Origin of the sequence: Arthrobacter sp. FW306-05-C, from assembly GCF_021801725.1 — a bacterium.
Taxonomy (GTDB): domain Bacteria; phylum Actinomycetota; class Actinomycetes; order Actinomycetales; family Micrococcaceae; genus Arthrobacter.
The window spans coordinates 2,892,960-2,910,742 of record NZ_CP084556.1; the positions used below are offsets into that span (position 1 = coordinate 2,892,960).

11 protein-coding genes and 2 tRNA genes are annotated in these 17,783 nt (G+C 66.0%); 5 read left to right on the forward strand and 8 right to left on the reverse strand.

Annotation, left to right across the window (positions count from 1 at the left end):
• Window positions 1-224: 224 nt before the first annotated feature.
• The 3 genes from LFT44_RS13385 (at window position 225) to LFT44_RS13395 (ending at window position 4,701) form a co-directional block, all read left to right on the forward strand.
• Window positions 225-2,285: a TPM domain-containing protein gene (locus tag LFT44_RS13385; protein WP_236798940.1), complete on the forward strand. Its 2,061-nt coding sequence runs from the start codon at window positions 225-227 to the stop codon at window positions 2,283-2,285.
• Between the two features lie 108 nt (window positions 2,286-2,393).
• Window positions 2,394-3,185 (forward strand): PspA/IM30 family protein, encoded by a 792-nt coding sequence (locus LFT44_RS13390; protein WP_236798941.1) that lies wholly within the window; start codon window positions 2,394-2,396, stop codon window positions 3,183-3,185.
• An 88-nt stretch (window positions 3,186-3,273) separates the two neighbouring features.
• On the forward strand, window positions 3,274-4,701 hold the full coding sequence (locus tag LFT44_RS13395) for a cryptochrome/photolyase family protein (RefSeq protein ID WP_236798942.1): 1,428 nt from the start codon (window positions 3,274-3,276) through the stop codon (window positions 4,699-4,701).
• 21 nt (window positions 4,702-4,722) lie between these two features.
• Here the strand turns inward: LFT44_RS13395 and LFT44_RS13400 are convergent, their stop codons facing one another.
• The 5 genes from LFT44_RS13400 to LFT44_RS13420 form a co-directional block, all read right to left on the reverse strand.
• Window positions 4,723-5,655 carry a cytochrome b/b6 domain-containing protein gene (locus tag LFT44_RS13400; RefSeq protein ID WP_236798943.1) on the reverse strand — a complete coding sequence of 311 codons (933 nt, stop codon included), beginning with the start codon at window positions 5,653-5,655 and terminating at the stop codon, window positions 4,723-4,725.
• A 138-nt stretch (window positions 5,656-5,793) separates the two neighbouring features.
• Window positions 5,794-5,867: transfer RNA gene (locus LFT44_RS13405), tRNA-Met, on the reverse strand.
• Between the two features lie 191 nt (window positions 5,868-6,058).
• Window positions 6,059-6,132: transfer RNA gene (locus LFT44_RS13410), tRNA-Met, on the reverse strand.
• Window positions 6,133-6,250: 118 nt separating this feature from the next.
• A complete protein-coding gene (locus LFT44_RS13415) occupies window positions 6,251-9,235 on the reverse strand; it encodes a UPF0182 family membrane protein (RefSeq protein ID WP_236798944.1) in 2,985 nt (994 codons plus the stop codon).
• Between the two features lie 179 nt (window positions 9,236-9,414).
• On the reverse strand, window positions 9,415-10,626 hold the full coding sequence (locus tag LFT44_RS13420; protein ID WP_442863648.1) for a YlbL family protein: 1,212 nt from the start codon (window positions 10,624-10,626) through the stop codon (window positions 9,415-9,417).
• A 137-nt stretch (window positions 10,627-10,763) separates the two neighbouring features.
• On the opposite strand from LFT44_RS13420, the gene LFT44_RS13425 reads away from it, so the two are divergent.
• Window positions 10,764-12,209 carry a zinc-dependent metalloprotease gene (locus LFT44_RS13425; RefSeq protein WP_236798945.1) on the forward strand — a complete coding sequence of 482 codons (1,446 nt, stop codon included), beginning with the start codon at window positions 10,764-10,766 and terminating at the stop codon, window positions 12,207-12,209.
• 121 nt (window positions 12,210-12,330) lie between these two features.
• On the opposite strand, the gene LFT44_RS22080 is transcribed toward LFT44_RS13425, so the two are convergent.
• From LFT44_RS22080 to nudC, 3 genes are read right to left on the reverse strand one after another with little or no spacing between them, the layout of a single operon-like run.
• Window positions 12,331-13,008 carry a M48 metallopeptidase family protein gene (locus LFT44_RS22080; protein WP_373462119.1) on the reverse strand — a complete coding sequence of 226 codons (678 nt, stop codon included), beginning with the start codon at window positions 13,006-13,008 and terminating at the stop codon, window positions 12,331-12,333.
• The gene (locus LFT44_RS13440; RefSeq protein WP_236798946.1) at window positions 13,005-15,140 is read right to left on the reverse strand and encodes an ATP-dependent helicase; all 2,136 of its coding nucleotides are present in this window, start codon (window positions 15,138-15,140) and stop codon (window positions 13,005-13,007) included. The genes LFT44_RS22080 and LFT44_RS13440 overlap by 4 nt, the downstream gene beginning before the upstream one ends.
• Before the next feature lie 55 nt (window positions 15,141-15,195).
• Window positions 15,196-16,218 carry an NAD(+) diphosphatase gene (gene nudC / locus LFT44_RS13445; RefSeq protein WP_236798947.1) on the reverse strand — a complete coding sequence of 341 codons (1,023 nt, stop codon included), beginning with the start codon at window positions 16,216-16,218 and terminating at the stop codon, window positions 15,196-15,198.
• Window positions 16,219-16,357: 139 nt separating this feature from the next.
• Here nudC and LFT44_RS13450 point away from each other — a divergent pair, with 139 nt between their 5' ends.
• Entirely contained in the window at window positions 16,358-17,752 is a 1,395-nt protein-coding gene (locus LFT44_RS13450) for a macrolide 2'-phosphotransferase (protein WP_236798948.1), read from the forward strand.
• Window positions 17,753-17,783: the final 31 nt, after the last annotated feature.

Consider the following 17,783-nt stretch of genomic DNA (forward strand, 5'->3'; position numbering starts at 1 on the left):
CTCGGATGTTTGCTGAGAGCTTCCTGAACGCTTCAAGCAAGGGTCTCCGGCAGCAAGGCGTTTCGCTGGAGGCATATTCGGTCGCATGGACTGCCTGTGGGGTGCACCATAGAATCAAGATGAAATGCCACAGCGACCTGCGGCTTCACACCAAGCGTGGGGGCGCTGTGGATTCGACGACTGATTCGTCCCGAATCGGTGTCAGGCATGCTGAAGGGTTGCACATGCGGTCAAAGTTCAGACGTATCCTCGCCGTGATCGGCCTTGCCGGGCTGCTGGCGGTACCCGCCGGCGCCGCTTGGGCCGAAGACCCTGTCCCCATCCCCTCCGGGACCAACATCGTTGACGACGCCAACGTGCTGGGCAGCCGGAAGGGCGAAGTCCAGGATGCGATCCAGAAGCTGCTGAAGGACCACAAGTACAACCTGTACGTGGTCACCGTGAAGACGTTCACCAACCCCACCGATCCCAAACAATGGGCTCAAGCCGTTGCGACCAAAAAGGGCATGGGCAAGTCAGACGTCATCCTGACCATGTCCGATGACGGTCACTACTACTTCGCACCCAACTCAGCCAGTTCGATCGCGTCGAAGACCAGTAGCATTTCCCAAAACGCCATTGTGCCCAACCTCGGAGCCGGCAAGCGTGACTTCGCCCAAGCTGCCATCGACACCGCCGCCGCTGTTGGCGACGCCGCCGGCGGCGGCAGCGGCAACGTCTCGTCCGGGAACGGAGCCGGCGCCGGCGTCCTGGTGGGTGCGGGCGTAGTGGTCGCAGGAGGCGGGGCGTACCTGTACTACCGGAACCGCCGGAAGAAAGCCGCCGTCCAAGCGGCCTCCAGCGGAAGCTACGGCCCGCAGGGCGCCGAGCTGGACCCGCTGGCGTCACTCAGCGTTGAGGAACTCCGACGCAAGAGTGGTTCCCTGCTGATCGAAGCCGACGACGCCATCAAATCCAGCGAGCAGGAACTCGGTTTCGCCCAGGCGCAGTACGGGGATTCCGCCGTCGGGAACTTCACCAAGGCCCTGGCGGAAGCAAAGGCCCACATGGCGGAGTCCTTCAAGCTGCAGCAGCAGCTCGATGACCACATCCCGGATACCGAGGAACAGCAGCGGACTTGGATGGGTGAGATCATCCGCCGCTCGGAGGCAGCCCTGGAATCGCTCCAAGAGCAAAAAGCGGACTTTGACTCGCTGCGTGAGCTGGAGAAGAACGCTCCGCAGGCCCTTGCGGCCGTCAACGCGGGAGCCAGCGAGGCTGACGCCAAGATCTCCAGCGCTGAACAGTCCCTGGCGGCCATGCGGTCCAAGTATGCCGACAGCGCGCTGGTGCAGGTCTCGGACAATATCGTGCAGGCCAAGGAACGCCTGGCCTTCGTGCAGAACGCATCCGAGACGGCGCGGCAGAAGCTGGGTGAGGGCGAGGGCAGCCTGGCCGCGGTAGCCGTCCGTGCGGCCGAGGAAAGCCTGCACCAGACCAACGTCCTCCTGGACGCGATCTCCAAGGTAGCCGGCAATCTCGACGAGGCCCGCAACGGTCTCGAAGCAGCGGTTGTGGACACTTCCCAGGACCTGGCCCAGGCAAAGGCCATGATCCAGTCCGGAGCACACACCGAACTGGCAGGTCCGGTGGCCGCGGTGGAAGCGGCGCTGGCCCAGGTGAAGACCGAGATCCAGGGTGGGAAGATCGATCCCATCGCCACCCTTCAGCGGGTGGAGACGGCCCACCAGTCCCTGGACCAGGCCCTGGCCGGCATCCGCGACCAGCAGGAGCAGGCGAGGCGGGCACAGGCGTCACTGCAGCAGACCATCATGTCCGCACAGGCCCAGATCAGCGCCACCTCCGACTACATCACCGCCCGGCGCGGCGGTGTGGGAACCGAGGCACGGACCCGGCTGGCAGAGTCCCAGCGGAACCTCGACTACGCGCTGTCCATCGCGAGGACCGATCCCGTCACCGCGCTTACTTACGCGCAGCAGGCGCATGCCCTCGCGGCGCAGGCGGCGCAGCTGGCCCAGGCCGACGTTGAGCACTTCGACGGCTACGCAAACTCGGGCTTTGGGCGCGGCGGCATGTTTGGCGGCGGAGGCGGCGGCGGACTGGGCGGCGCCATCCTGGGCGGGATCCTAATCAATTCCATCCTTCATGGGGGCCATGGCGGTTGGGGCGGCGGCGGTGGCTGGGGCGGCGACGGCGGAGGCGGCTTTGGCGGAGACTCGGGCGGCTTCGGCGGCGGGGACTTTGGCGGCGGCGATTTCGGCGGCGGCGACTCCGGCAGTTTCTAAAGACTTCCGCCGGACACGCTGGAAGATCCCGGCGGGGCGGAGAGACGAAGTACACCACTGTGCACCGGTTCCAGTGGTCAACAAAGAGCAGGATGAAAGGCAAACACCATGGTTAAGCAGTCCATTTTCGGCCGGATCGCGCAGCTGGCAAAGGCAAACATCAACTCTTTGCTGGACAACGCCGAGGACCCCCAGAAGATGCTGGACCAGATGGTCCGCGACTACACCAATAACATCGCCGAAGCCGAGTCCGCAGTGGCGCAGACCATCGGCAACCTCCGCATGCTGGAAGACGACTACAACGAAGACGTCAAGAATGCCCGCGATTGGGGCAGCAAGGCGTTGGCCGCCTCCCGCAAGGCTGACGAGTTCCGTGCTGCCGGCGACGTTGCCGACGCAGATAAGTTCGACAACCTGGCAAAGGTCGCCCTGCAGCGCCAAATGGCTGCCGAGAACGAAGCCAAGGGCGCAGAGCCTGCCATCGCCTCCCAGCGGGAAGTGGTGGACAAGCTGAAGACCGGCCTGGACCAGATGAAGAACAAGCTCAACCAGCTGACCAGCAAGCGCAACGAGCTGGTGGCCAGGTCCAAGACAGCAGCCGCTCAGTCCCAGGTCCACGACGCGATCAAGAGCATCGACATCATGGACCCGACCAGCGAGGTGGGCCGCTTCGAGGAGAAGATCCGCCGCGAAGAGGCCAAGGTCCGCGGACAGCAGGAGCTCGCGGCATCCAGCTTGGACGCACAGTTCAACCAGCTGGAGGACTTGGGTGAGCAGACCGAGATCGAAGCCCGCCTGGCGGCGCTCAAGGCCGGCGGCAACTCCAAGCCTGCCCTGGGTGCGGCGAGCCCGGCTTCGTCTGAATCAACGGTCGAGGAGGCAGACTTCGACAAGCTGTAAGGCCCGCCATCACGTCGGCGGATGATACACGGCCATGGCCGGGACCGCGGTCCCGGCCATAGTTGTATCCGCTGTGTAGCGTGGGGCCATGGCTTCTTCTGAAGGAACGTCCCTGGTCTGGCTTCGCGACGATTTGCGGCTGGACGATAACCCGGCCCTGTCCGAAGCGGTGCACCGGGGCATGCCGCTCACGGTGGTGTACGTCCTGGATGAGGAGTCCCGCGGCGTCCGGCCCCTCGGCGGCGCCGCCCGCTGGTGGCTGCACCACTCCCTCGCCGCACTCTCCGCGGATCTCGAAAACCGCGGATCACGCCTGGTCCTTCGTCGAGGCCCTGCCGGAGAGGCCATCAGGACGCTGGCCTCCCAGACGAAGGCAAGCCACCTGTTCTGGAACCGCAGGTACGGGCAGCCGGAACGGAGCATCGACGCCGACCTCAAGGAGTGGGCCGGCGGCAACGGGATGCAGGCGTCCAGCTTCCAGGCGAACCTGCTCTTCGAGCCCTGGACCGTCAGGACCGGGGCGGGCGGCCCCTACAAGGTCTATTCCCCATTCTGGCGCGCCTGCCTCGCGTCACAGGACATCCGGGATCCCTTCGAGGCGCCGGAGACGCCGCCCCACCCCGCTCCTGCCGGACGCGGGCTGCCGGCCAGTGACAGCCTGGCCAGTTGGAATCTCCTGCCCTCCTCCCCCGACTGGAGCGGCGGACTGGCTGCCACGTGGCGGCCAGGCCAAATGGGCGCCCAGCAGCGCCTGGAAGACTTCCTGGATGGGCCCATCGAGGAGTACGGAACCGGCCGCAACCTGCCCGGCACCGAGGGCACCAGCCGGCTGTCGCCGCACCTCCGGTTCGGGGAGGTCAGTCCGTTCCGCGTGTGGCGCGAGATCCGGCGCCGGCATCCGGGCACGGTCCCTTCCGACGTCGGTATTTACCGGGCTGAACTGGGCTGGCGCGAATTCAACTGGCACCTGCTGTACCACAACCCGGATTTGGCCACCCGCAATTTCCGGCCGGCCTTCGACAACTTCCGCTGGGCCCCCACCAACCGTGAAGAGCTTGCCGCCTGGCAGCAGGGAAACACGGGCTACCCGCTGGTGGATGCCGGGATGCGGCAACTGTGGCAGACAGGCTGGATGCACAACCGGGTGCGGATGGCCGCTGCATCCTTCCTGGTCAAAAACCTCCTCACCGACTGGCGGATCGGGGAGGAATGGTTCTGGGACACGCTGGTGGATGCGGACGCTGCCAACAACCCGGCCAACTGGCAGTGGGTTGCAGGGTCCGGGGCGGACGCCTCGCCCTACTACCGGATCTTCAATCCCGTCACGCAGAGCAAGAAATTCGACGCCGACGGCAGCTACCTGCGGACCTTCATTCCGGAGCTCCGGGACGTCCAGGGCAAGAAGATCCACGAGCCTTGGACGGCCGACGTTGACCGCTACCCCGCACCGCTTGTGGACCTGGCAGAGTCGCGGGAACGCGCGCTTGAGGCCTACCAGCAGATCAAGAACGCCTGACCACTGCTGGCGGCGCCAGGCTTAGCGGCTGACCTTGCCCATCAGGGAAGCAATGGGCCGCAGGAAGATGGGACGGGCCAGGAACCAGGCAGCCACCATCACGGCGACGGAGGCGAGAAACACCCAGAAACCGAACCAGCCGTCGTCGTCGCGGACCCCGTACATGTGGTTCAGGTTCCGCAGGGCACCGGTGGTAAGCACCAGGAAGACGTGGACCACGATGAAGGCCACGAAGTAGATCATCACCGGGAAGTGGACGGCGCGGGCCCACTCAATCGGGAACGCCTTGTTGAGGCCGGCGGCCTTCTTGGGCCAGGCCCCGGACATCCGGAGGCCGGTGATAAACGCCAGTGGCGCGGCGATGAAGACGGTCACGAAGTATGCCAGCAGCTGCAGCGCGTTGTAGTTGATCCAGCCGTCCTCCGTGGGCCAGTCAAGCGAGGCGTACTGCAGCGCCGCCGAGAGCGCGTTCGGGAAGACGTCCCAGCTGGTGGGGACGATGCGCGTCCACTGCCCGGTGGCAAACAGCAGGACGGCGAAGATGAGCCCGTTCAGGATCCAGAGGGCATCCAGTGTCAGGTGGAACCAGAGCTCAAGGCTGATCTTGGCGGGCGCGTTCCTGGTGCGGATCAAACCCTTGTTGTTCCTGGTCCAGTGGCCGCTGGGCCGCGTGGTGGTCCGCACCTGCCAGCCGGTTCGGATGATCAGGAGCAGGAAGAAAGCGTTGAGGAAGTGCTGCCAGGCCAGCCACGCGGGAAATCCCACCGGGGCATTGGCCGGCAGCTTCGACTGGCCCGGGTAGTCGCTGACGAAGGAAGCCACGGCCGGAAGCCCCATGAGCAGCTTGGCGACCAACACCACCAGGACCACGGCCACGAGGACGGCGGGAACCATCCAGTAAAGCCGGGACCGCTTGCCCGTAGCGGTGCCGGGCTTCTTCGTGGGTGTGGCCATCGAACAACATACCTCTCAGGAATGACTGGGGCTGCCCACAGATCGCGGGGCCCTTCGAAAGAGAATACTAGGAACTGGGCCCATCCAAGGAAACGGAAAACCCCGACCGGCGTAACTGCCGGTCGGGGCCTTCATAAGTTGCGGGGACAGGATTTGAACCTGTGACCTCTGGGTTATGAGCCCAGCGAGCTACCGAACTGCTCCACCCCGCGTCGCTTGATCAACACTACCCTACTTTTGCCGGCGGACTGACCACCCAGCGCGGCCACTCGGGTTCCAACTCCTGACCGGGCACCCTGGTCCCGTCCGCCGCTATGGCAAAGTTCGACGGCGGTGCTGCCGCGGCTGCGGGGGACAGCAAAAAGGCCCGGACACTGTTTCCAATGTCCGGGCCTTTCCTCAGTTGCGGGGACAGGATTTGAACCTGTGACCTCTGGGTTATGAGCCCAGCGAGCTACCGAACTGCTCCACCCCGCGTCGCAAGAACTACTCTACCGGGAGGTGAACCGCAGGCCAAATCAGAGCGGCGTGACGTCCGTTACGCCAGCCCGGCATCTGCTCCCGTGGGCGCAGATACCGGGCTGGCGACGTCGTACTACCGACCCGCTGACGCGGACGGTGAAGGCGTGGCCGAAGGCGCGGCGGAGGCTGCGGGGGCCGGGCTGGCCTGCGGGGCAGTCGCCGGGATCTTGGCCTCCGCGTCCATGGCCTTCTTCAGCGCCGCGGCAATCTTCTTCTGCGCGTCGCCGTAGGCAGCGAAGTCGCCGGCTGCAAGCGCGCTCTGGCCGGCCTGGATGGCCGAGTTCGCCTCATCCAGCGCCGCCTTCAACTGGGCCTTGGCATCCGCCTCGGCGGGGGTGGCAGGCGCTGCCGGACCTGCCGGAGTCTGTCCGTTGTTGGCGGAGTCACCCGCTGCCGCACCCGAATCCCCACCGAAGAGCTGCTTGAGCGCAGCGTCCAGGGTAGGCGCGAAGCCCACCTTGTCGCCGAACGCCACCAGGACGCGCTGCAACGTTGGGTAGGATGTCTCACCCGTCGACTTGAGGTAAACCGGCTGGACATAGAGGATGCCGCCGCCCACGGGCAGGGTGAGCAGGTTGCCGTTCAGGACGTCCGATGCTCCCTGCCGCAGCAGGTTGAGCGCCTGCGACACGGTGGGATCGGAGTTGAACTTGTTCTGCGCCTGGCCGGGACCGGGAACCTGGGTCTCCGGCGGGATCTGCAGCAGCCGCAGCTTGCCGTAGCCGTCCGCCTTCACGCCGGCCTGGTTGCCTGCATCGGAGTCGGCGGCGAGGAAGCCGTACAGCACGTTGCGGGCATTTCCGTTGACGATCTGCGGGATGAATGAGGACGTCAGCTGGAAGGCCGGCTTCTCCTGGTCAGGCATCTGCAGCGACATGTAGAACGGCGGCTGCTTCACATCCGTACTCACGGTCGGGTCAGCCGGGGTGCTCCAGGCATCGTTGTTCTTGTAGAAGCTCGTGGGATCCGTCACGTGGTATTGCCCCAGCAGCTCACGCTGGACCTTGAACAGGTCCTCCGGGTACCGGACGTGGCTCATGAGGGCGCCGGACATCTCGGAGTACGGCTTCAGCGTCGACGGGAAGACCTTCTGCCAGGCCTTCAGGACAGGATCGGTGTCGTCCCAGGCATACAGGGTGACCGAACCGTCATAGGCATCCACCGTTGCCTTCACCGAATTGCGGATGTAGTTCACGGTGCTGTTGGGCAGGGCCACGGCGCGGCCGGAAGTAGTCTGCGAATCAGCGGTGGCATCGGACAATGACTTCTGCTGTGAATACGGGAAGTACTGGCTGGTGGTGTAGCCGTCCACGATCCACTTGACCCGGCCGTCCACGACTGCCGGATACGCACCGCCGTCAACGGTCAGGTAGGGGGCCACCTTCTGGACCCGCTCGCGCGGGTTGCGGTCGTAGAGGATCTGCGACTCCGGGTTCACGCCGTCGGACAGCAGCAGATCCGAGGACTGGAATTTGATGGCGTAGAGGATTTTGTTGAAGAACGAGCCAACGTTGGGGCCACCGTTGCCCTTGAAGGTGTACTGGGTCTCCCCCTCCCCTTCCTTGCCGGAAGGCCGGTCCTGCTCGCGGGGCGTAGCGCCGTCGGGGGCGCCCACGATTGAGTACTCAGGGGAGGACTCGCCGAAGTAGATGCGGGGTTCGTAAGTGTTGTCATTGCCCAGCACGCCTGTCGACGGGATACCGGACTGAAGGAATTCGGGTTTGCCGTCAGCCGTGAACTTGTTGCCCTTGGCAGCCACAACCCCATAGCCGTGCGTGTACACCACGTGCTGGTTCAGCCAGCCCTGCTGGTTGGTGGCCACGTTCGTGGGGTTCAGTTCACGCACCGCGATGACGGTGTCCTGGATCTTGCCGTCCACCTCGTAACGGTCCACGTTGAGGGCCTTGGGGAACTGGTAGTACGGGCGGTACTGTTCCAGCTGCGCAAAGGCGTCTGAAATGAGGTTCGGGTCCAGGAGGCGGATGTTGGCCGTGGTCTGCGCATCGGGGGCCAGGGCGCCGGTGTTGGCGGTGTTGGTGGCCTCGTACCGGGTTTCCTCGATGCCGTCCAGGCCGTAGGCCTTGCGCGTGTTCTCGATGTTGCGCTTGATGTATTCGCTTTCCAGCGTCTGCTCCGAGGGGCGGACCTGGAACTGCTGGATGACCCAGGGATAAACACCGCCGGCCAGGATGGACGTGATGATCAGCATTGCCGTGCCGATCACCGGCAGGCGCCAACGGCCGATTACGGCCGCCACGATGAACAGGATGGCCACCAGCACGGCGGCCACGGCGAGAATGGCCTTGGTGGGGATGACGGCGTTGACATCCGTGTAGAGGGCACCGGCCCAGCGGCCGCCGTTGTTCTGCACGGAAGAGTAACGGTCCAGCCAGAAGTTGACGCCCAGGAGCACCAGGAACGCGGCGCCGGTCACTGCGATGTGGATCTGCGCGGCGCGGCTGGTGAACACGCCGCGCTCCATTAGGCGGATGCTGCCGTAGAGGTAGTGGGTGAGGATGCCGGCGATGCCCGCAATCACCACCACGCTGATCAGGAATCCGGTTACAAACCCGAGGAACGGCAAGGTCATCAGGTAGAAGCTGATGTCCATGTTGAACTGCGGATCGGCCTGGCCAAAGCCCACCTGGTTGAAGAACAGCAGGACTTTCTGCCACTGGCTGGCGGCTGCGCTGCCGGCAAACAAGCCAAAGAGGACGGGCAGGCCAATCATGACAATCCTGCGGACAGGCTCCAGCTGTGCCTGGTACCGGTTGAGGTTGTCCCGGACCTCCGAGTCAGGCGCGTAGACCGGCCTGGCGTTGTAGGCAATGCGGATCGAGAAGAAGACGGCCGCGAACATGATGGCGAAGCCGGCCACGAAGGTTGCGATCTTGGCGAGGTTCTCGGTGACGAAGACCTCGACGAAGCCCAGCTGCCGGTACCAGAGGACATCGGTCCAGACGTTGGCGAAGAAAATGAAGCCCACTACCACCAGGGCGACAACGATCAACGTGGGCGTCAGGGCGCCGCGTCGTGAAGGGGGTCTGCCTGTGGACATGGTGCTGGCGGGACGGGACAAACTGGGTACCTCATAGCTGGTCGTCGAGATTCGAAGCGTGCGAGCGACGTACGGTACCGGTCAAACGGCTGGTTTCGTCCGTCATCTGTGCCACGAGTGGCGGTGGAGCTTAGTTCCTGTCGAGTCTAGTTGGGCTCAGTCTAGTGCTGGCGCAGGTGCTATTTGCCGGTGCAGGCAGGAAGTGCGGAGGTATCCTGCCCGCTTCCGGCCAGCTCCACTGCGTGCCGGGCCTCGGCCAGGTTCTGCACCCTGACTACTTGGAGTCCGTCGGGAACGTGGCCGGTAACCTCGTCACAGTTGCCGGCGGGCGCCAGGAAAAGGGTGGCACCGGCGGAGCGCGCACCCCGCATCTTCTGGCCGATGCCACCGATCGGGCCCACCGTTCCTTCCGGGGAGATGGTGCCGGTGCCGGCAATGTGCTTGCCGCCCGTGAGGTCACCGGGCGTGACCGTATCGATGATGCCCAGCGAGAACATAAGCCCTGCGCTGGGGCCGCCCACCTTGTCCAGGGAGATCTGCACCTGGAAAGGGAAAGTGAAGAGATATTTCAGCATGACACCCAGGATGAAGCGGCCCTGGCCATTGTCCTTGGGAGTGATTTGGACAGTGACCGGCTGGCCTGCACGCTCAACTGTCACCGTTGCCGGGGCCCCCTTGCCCTCGGCCAGTTCATCCTGGACAACGGAGAGCGAGGTGATGTCCTTGCCGTTGATGGCCTTGAGGATGTCCCCTTGCTGGATCTTGCCTGCCGACGCCGAATCCTTGGACAGACCCGCGGCCTGCAGCTGCTGTCCGAACGGGATCTTCAGTTCGTTCAGTGCGGAGGCCACGGCATTCTCCTGCGACGTGGCCATGGCCACCGCGCTCTGTTCCTGCGCCTCTTCCTTCGTGGTGCCGGTCGGATAGATCAGTTCCACCGGATAGACGGACTTGGAGCCGTCCAGCCAGGCGGAGAAGGCACTGAGGATGCTGACGGAGCCGGTGGGGCCGCCGTCAACGTAGACGGTGGTCAGGTCCAGGCTCCCGGCAGCGGGATACGTTTCATGGCCGCTCACATTAATCACGGGGTGGCCCTGGCTCTCCCCCAGCGTGTTGTAGGTGGGGCCGGGCGACTCGATGACGTAAGGCACCGGCAGTGTACCCACCGCAATTCCCAACCCCAGCGCAGCCAGCCCGGCGATCATCATGGTGGACAGCCGCCTGCCGGGACGTCCGCCGTCGGCCGCTTCAACCCCGCGGTCCGCCTCCACGGCGTCGCCGCTGCCGGCGCTTTCCGGCGTGCTGCCAGGGCCAAAGGGGCCGGGAGCGGAGAAGGGGGAAACGTCGGGAACGTGGTCCTCGGAGGGATGTCCGCCACGGGTTGTAGTCACCCTACCAACACTACGCGGTGACGGCTCGCCGGGGGCGCTTTGCCTACAGCGAACGACGGCGGCGGGCGGCAGACAGCCGACCCGCGCCGGGGTACCGTGAAGGTTGATCAACAGTCACACCAGCGATCGGCGGGACCATGACCTCCAACCCACTCAATCCGTCCAACGGCGACGACAATCCGAAGGATCCGTTGACCGAAATGCTGCAGAACCTGATGGGCGGCAAGGGGATGGAGAACTTCGACCCCGCCGAACTGGCCAAGGCGGCCGGGCTGCCGGATGACCCCAACCTGCTGGCACAGATGTTCTCACAGGTGCAGGCGATGATGAGCGCCCCGTCGGAGGGCCCCGTCAACTGGACCCTGGCCCACGACAATGCCCGCCGTGTGGCCGCAAGCAGCTCTGATCCGTCGGTCACGGCGCAGCAGTCGCGGGATGTGGACGAAGCCCTACGCCTCGCTGAGCTGTGGCTGGACCCCGTCACCGATTTGCCCTCCACCGGCCTGATCGGCAAGGCGTGGTCGCGCGCCGAATGGGTGGAAGCCACACTGGGGACCTGGAAGCGGCTCACGGAGCCCGTGGCCAACAGCATCGCCAACGCCCTCTCCTCCGCCATGACGGAGCAGATGCCCGAGGAAATGAAGGCCATGATGGGCGGCGCCTCGTCCATGCTGCAGAACATGGGCGGCGCGATCTTCGGCATGCAGCTGGGGCAGGCCATCGGCGCGTTGTCCCAGGACGTGGTGAGCTCCACCGACATCGGTGTGCCGCTCGCCGACCTTGAAATGGCGCTCCTGCCAACAAATGTCGCCGCATTCGGTGCAGGCCTGTCCCTGCCCGAGAACGACATCCGGCTGTTCCTTGCCGTGCGCGAAGCCGCGCACGCGCGCCTCTTCGTGCAGGTCCCGTGGCTGCGCGGACACCTGCTGGGCGCCATCGAGGCCTACGCCCGTGGCATCCACATCGACACCTCACGCATTGAGGAGCTTGCCCGCGACCTGGACCCCAGCAATCCCGAGGGCATCCAGGAGGCCCTGTCCCAGGGCGTCTTCATGCCACAGCGGACCCCCGCCCAAGAGCAGGCGCTGGAGAAGCTCGAGACCGCGCTGGCCCTCGTGGAGGGCTGGGTGGATGAACTGACCGCTGCTGCCACCGAGAAGGTCCTGCCGTCCGCCGGCGCGCTGCGCGAAACAGTGCGGCGCCGGCGCGCAACCGGCGGCCCCGCCGAACACGCCTTCGCTTCCCTGGTGGGACTTGAGTTGCGCCCGCGCAGGCTCCGCGACGCCGCCACCCTGTGGGCCACCCTGAAGGAGGAGCGGGGCATCGAGGGCCGTGACGCCATCTGGCACCACCCCGACCTGCTGCCCACTGCCGAGGACCTGGATGACCCCAAGGGCTTCAGCTCCCGCCGTAAGCTCGCCGAGGCCAGCGACAGCGAGGTGGACGATGCGCTGCAGAAGCTGCTCAGCGGCGGCTTCGAGGACACCAACGATACTGACGACAGCGCCGGGGGTGGGGACTCCGGAGGCGAGGACTCCCCAGGCCAGGACGACGACGGCGGTACAGACCAGCCAAGGGGCTGACACTTTGCTGGCGGGCCAGGATTTCCTGGCCCGCCAGCGTGTTTAAGGACCAGGAACCGTGTTGAAGGTCCGGGAGCCGTGTTCAAGGACCGGGAGCAGGGGCGGAGTGCCCGGAAAAGTCCTAGTCGGCGTCGTCGGACCACTCGCCGGGCAGCTGCCCAGTGCCTGCCTGGCTCTCCGCCCCGTCCTTGTCCAGACCCCGGGGCGCCAGGCCGCGGGACGTGGCAAACGAGACGCCCTCAAGGAACGCCTTGGCCCGCTGGGTTTCCGGATAGGCCTCCAGCAGCTTCCAGAAAGCCGCGTTGTGCGAGGCCACCAGGAGGTGGGCAAGCTCGTGGAGCAGGACATAGTCGATGACCCACTGCGGCATGGGCTGTAGCTTGTCCGACAGTCGGATGGTTCCGTCGGCCGGGGTGGCGGACCCCCACCGGGAGTTCTGGTTGCCCACCCATCGGACGGCAGCAGGACGTGACCGGCCGCCAAGATACTGGGCGGACAGCTGTGCCGCATGGGCTGCAAGGGCCTCATCAGTGGCAGGACGCCGCCGGCCGGATGCAGCGTGCCGCTCCCCTTGTTTGTGCAGTTTGGCCAGCATGCGGTGAACCCACTCGCGCTCCTGGGCTGCCGTGAACCGGGCCGGGATGGCAACCACCGCCGTCCCATCCTCCCAAAACGCAGCAACCGTGCGGGTGCGCCGGACAGACCGCCGCACCTCCACGGGGGAACCGTCCGCTGTGGTCAGGGCCGCGGCCGGCTGGGGTGCTGCCTGCCGCGAGCTGCTGTTGGGGCTGGGCCTCACAGGACCGAGCTTTCGGCCAGGACCCGGAGGACGTCTTCCCCGTACTTTTCCAGCTTGGAGGGACCCACGCCGGCGAGGCCCGACAGTTCCTCCATCGACGCGGGCCTGGCTTCGGCGATGGCAGTAAGGGTGGCATCGGTGAAGACCACGAACGCCGGAACGTCCGCTGACTGCGCCACTTCCCGGCGCCAGCTGCGCAGGGCGTCGAAGGTCTGTTCCTCATAGGTGGGCGGACACGCGTTGCAGCGGCCCACCTTCCGTTCAGCTCCCGTGGCAAGCATGCTGCCGCAGACCCGGCAGACGGCGGGGGCGGCAGCCTTGCGGCGCGGTACGGTTCCCTTTGCGCGGGTGCTTGAACTTGCCACCGAGTCAGGCCGCAGGCCGTCAAGGAACCGGGACGGCTTGCGGTTGGCCCGGCCCCCTGGTGTCCTTGCCGTGCTCCACGAGAGGGACAGGTGTTCCCGTGCACGGGTGATGCCGACGTACAGCAGCCGCCGCTCTTCATCCACCGATTCAGGCGAATCGGCGAAGGAGATGGGCATCAGCCCTTCGCTGAGGCCCACCAGGAAGACGGCATCCCATTCCAGGCCCTTGGCAGCATGGAGGGAAGCGAGCGTAACGCCCTGCACGGTGGGCGCGTGCTGGGCGAGGGAGCGTTCCTGGAGTTCGTTGACGAAGTCCCCCAGGCCGAACTGGGCTCCGCGGTTCTGCACGAGTTCATCGGCCAGCGCCACCAGTGCCGCCAACGACTCCCAGCGTTCGCGCAGGGCCCCGCCGCTGTGCGGCGCGGAATCTGTGTAACCCAAGGAGGAAACGATGTCGCGCACCAGCTGCCCGAGAGGTTCCGGGGCATCCGTTGGGGACACAGCCCTGGTGGCTGCGCGCAGCTGGAGGATGGCGTCCCGGACTTCCTTGCGGGCAAAGAAGCGCTCACCGCCGCGGAGCTGGTAGCCGATGCCCGCCGCTGCCAATGCCTGCTCGTACGCCTCAGACTGCCCGTTGGTGCGGAAAAGGACTGCCACCTGGCTGGCCGGAGTGCCGGCGTCGAGCAGTGCCTTGATCTTCTGCGCCACGGTGGCGGCTTCCGCTTCATCATCCGTGCACTCCGTGAACTGCGGTGCAGGCCCGGCTGGACGCTGGGCCACAAGCTGCAGGGGCGCGGCCCAGGCGGCGTCAGCGGTGGGCCCTCCGCTGGGGCGGCCAGCCAGCAGGTCATTGGCCAGCTTCACCACCTGAGGCGTTGAACGGTAGTCCCTGATGAGTTTGACCACGTTGGCCTGCGGGTAGCGGGCCTTGAAGTCCAGGAGGTGCCGGGGCGATGCGCCGGTAAAGGAGTAGATGGTCTGGCTGGCGTCACCCACCACGCAGAGTTCGTCCCGCCCGCCGAGCCAGAGCTCCAGGAGCCGCTGCTGCAGCGGTGACACGTCCTGGTATTCGTCAACCACGAAGTGCCGGTACTGTTCGCGAACGGTGGCGGCTACCCTTTCGTCCTCCTGCAGGATGCCCACCGTGATCAGCAGGACGTCCTCGAAGTCAATCACGTTGCGGTCGGTCTTGACATCCTCGTAGGACTGGAAGACACGCGCCACCGCTGTGAGGTCGAACCCGCCGGGTGCGCCCCTCCCCTGGGCGTTTTCCAGGTAGTTGGCAGGCGTCAGCATCGATACCTTCGCCCACTCGATTTCCGAGGCAAGGTCGCGGATGGACGCCCGGTCGGTGCTGAGCCTGAGCCGGCGGGCCGCCTCCGCAAGAAGCTGGGCCTTGTGGTCCAGCAGGTTGGGCAGTGTGCCGCCCACAGCCTGCGGCCAAAAGAACTGCAGCTGGCGCAGGGCGGCAGCATGGAACGTCCTTGCCTGCACATTTCCCGCGCCGAGGTCCCGCAGGCGGCTCCGCATCTCAGCGGCCGCGCGGGCGGTGAAGGTGACTGCGAGAACGCGCTGCGGTGTGTAAACCCCGGAGTGCACGCCGTAGGCGATGCGGTGGGTGATGGCGCGGGTCTTCCCGGTTCCCGCCCCGGCCAGCACGCACAACGGACCGTTCAGGGTGCTGGCCACCTCACGCTGTTCGTCGTCCAGCCCTCCAAGGATCCGGTCCTCAAGGGAACCGGATCCATCAAAATTCTCTGTAGTCACTTCTGCTGCTTTGTTTCTCGACTACCGCGTGCTGGTGTCTGGTGAATGGAATAACTTAGGCGTCGGCCAGGTCCTGGATCCGGCCGCCGTACCAGTGCTCGATCAGGGAACGGGCGATGGAAAGCCTGGTGGAAATGGTGATCTCCCCACTGAGCACCGCATCCTGGAGTTCCCCGCGGCTGAACCAGCGGGCCCTGGTGACCTCCACGCCGTCGGGCGTTGCTTCGGCGTCCTCGGTAACGGCGGTAAATCCAAGCATAAGGGAGGCCGGGAACGGCCACGACTGGGAGCCCAGGTACTGGCAGGCGGTGACTCGCACCCCCACCTCTTCCTGGATCTCGCGGACTACGGCTTCCTCGAGCGACTCCCCTGGCTCGACGAAGCCGGCCAGCGTGGAGTAGTTCCGGGCTTCCGGAGGGCCGCCGCCGCCCAGGAGCAGCCGGCCGTCCGGTCCTACCACCGTGACAATGATGGCGGGATCAGTCCGGGGAAAATGCTCTGAATTGTCTGCCGGGCACCGGCGCACCCAGCCGCCGGCTTCCACCTCTGTGGGTGTCCCGCAACGGGGGCAGTGCGTGTGGGCTGCGTGCCAGTTGGCGATGGCGCTGGACTCGACGAAAAGGGCAGTGGAGGTGGCGGTCAATCCTGCCGCGACCTCCCGGAACCCGGCCCAGGCTGCGTCGGCAGGAATCCCGGCGGTGCCAGGTTCCGGGGGTTCAGGCAGCACGAACAGCAACAGCTCGGTCCCGGCTGGGAGATCGGCGGGGGGCAGGGCCGACCCCAGGTATACGACGAGCTCCGGCGCGAATCCTGCCGCATTGAGTTCCGCAAGGAGGTCCCTGGCCCCAGTCAGGACCAGGCTGCTCCCCCGCACCAGCCCCTGGCGCCGGGACAGGACTGCGGCCACAGCCTCCGGACCGGCCAGCAGCTCATCCACCATGCCGGGCCTGCCGCGCACGGCAGATCCGCGGTCCACCAGGGCCGGCCTCACCGGAAGAAGGGTGTCCACAAGGTGGTTTGCCGGCAGTGGTGCGGGCACGGCCTGATGGACGGGTGTTACGGACTCCGCGTGGCTCATGGTTCCACCGTACTGACTGCCACCGACATTTCACATTTCCCGGGCGTCCGTCCGGGTTGGTTTCCGGGATTTGCAGCTATCTCAAGACTCGCCGCGGCCGGACCGCCTTCTGGGACGGCGCGCAACTTACCGTGGAACGGTGAGAAGAAAACCGATTGAACTGGCGGCGATTGCAACCGCGGCAGTCCCCGGACTGACCCCGACGGCCGTTAGCTCTGCGCCGGATGACCCAGCGGACTTCGACTCAGCCCTGCTCCTTGACTCCGAGGGAAAGCGCTGGCGGGTACGGTCGCCGCGGCACGCCGAAGCCAGCGCCCGGCTCGAAACGGAGTTCCTCGTGCTGCGTGCTTTCGCGCCGGGGGTCCGGGCGGAACTGCCGTTCCTCATGCCGACCGTGGCGGGCAGCGTCCGGTTGGGGGCCCTAACCACTTTCGTATACTCGCACCTGTCCGGCAGCACGCGCAGCGTCGAGGAATTGACGTCGGGCCCCGCCGCGCTGGGCCGCGAAATCGGTTCCGCCCTGGCTGCAATCCATGACCTGCCGCGGTCACTGGTCAGCAACGCCGATCTTCCCAGCTACACCCCCAACGAGTTCCGCCAACGGAGGCTGAACGAACTGGACCAGGCTGCAACCACCGGGAAGATACCCGCCACCCTGCTGCGCCGGTGGGAACACGCCATGGAGGATGTTTCGCTGTGGCGGTTCAACCCCTGTGTGGTGCACGGCGACCTGCACGAGGACAACCTGCTGGTGGAGTCCGGACGTGTTACCGCAGTCACCGGCTGGACGGATCTGCGCATCGGCGACCCTGCCGACGACTTTGCCTGGTTGGTGGCATCCAACGAGCAGGACTTCATCGACACGGTGCTGGCCGCCTACACGTCCAGCCGGCGCGACGTCCCGGACCAGCACCTGCTGCGCCGGGCCGCCCTGTCCGCGGAGTTCGCCCTGGCGCAGTACCTGGTCAAAGGCCTGGCCACGGGTGATCCTGAAATGGTCAGCGAAGCGGAGGGAATGCTGGAAAGCCTCGCCAGCGACATCGCCGAGTACGGCGGGCAGCCCATCAGCGTCGAGCCGCTGCCGGCCAAGAACGGGCCGGATACGTCCGGAGCAGCAGCACCTGCCGCTGCCGGAGCTTCCGCAACAGCCCATGAAACGGGGAGTGGCAGTTCAGCCGTCACTCCCGCCGTTACTGTCATCCCCGTCCCCGCGCAAACCGGCCCTGGCCAACCTGGCCCTGCCAGCCCTGAGGGCACCCACGCCGATCCCGGCAGCCCTGCGGGCGCCCAACCTGCGACCGTTCAGCCTGGTCCGGCCACACCTTCCGGACAGGCACGGCCTGCCGTAGGCGCCCAGCCGGCAGCCCAGGCAGAGCTGGCAGGACGCCCCCGTCCTGCCGTGCATGTAGCCCCCATTCCGGTGGAACCACCCGCGGCCGAAGGCGAGGCCCAGGCGGGGCCGGGTAAGGAAGAAAAGGGTCCGGACGACACCTCAACTGCCGCTATTTCCGTCATCAACGTCAAACAGGGCTGAGCTTCGCAGGGAGCGGCCCGTGTCGGCTGGA

Excerpts from the sequence above, each read along its gene's own strand:
- LFT44_RS13385 (WP_236798940.1), top strand. The coding sequence starts at position 225 with ATGCGGTCAAAGTTCAGACGTATCCTCGCCGTGATCGGCCTTGCCGGG.
- LFT44_RS13390 (WP_236798941.1), top strand. The coding sequence starts at position 2,394 with ATGGTTAAGCAGTCCATTTTCGGCCGGATCGCGCAGCTGGCAAAGGCA.
- LFT44_RS13395 (WP_236798942.1), top strand. The coding sequence starts at position 3,274 with ATGGCTTCTTCTGAAGGAACGTCCCTGGTCTGGCTTCGCGACGATTTG.
- LFT44_RS13400 (WP_236798943.1), bottom strand. The coding sequence starts at position 5,655 with ATGGCCACACCCACGAAGAAGCCCGGCACCGCTACGGGCAAGCGGTCC.
- LFT44_RS13415 (WP_236798944.1), bottom strand. The coding sequence starts at position 9,235 with ATGTCCACAGGCAGACCCCCTTCACGACGCGGCGCCCTGACGCCCACG.
- LFT44_RS13425 (WP_236798945.1), top strand. The coding sequence starts at position 10,764 with ATGACCTCCAACCCACTCAATCCGTCCAACGGCGACGACAATCCGAAG.
- nudC (WP_236798947.1), bottom strand. The coding sequence starts at position 16,218 with ATGAGCCACGCGGAGTCCGTAACACCCGTCCATCAGGCCGTGCCCGCA.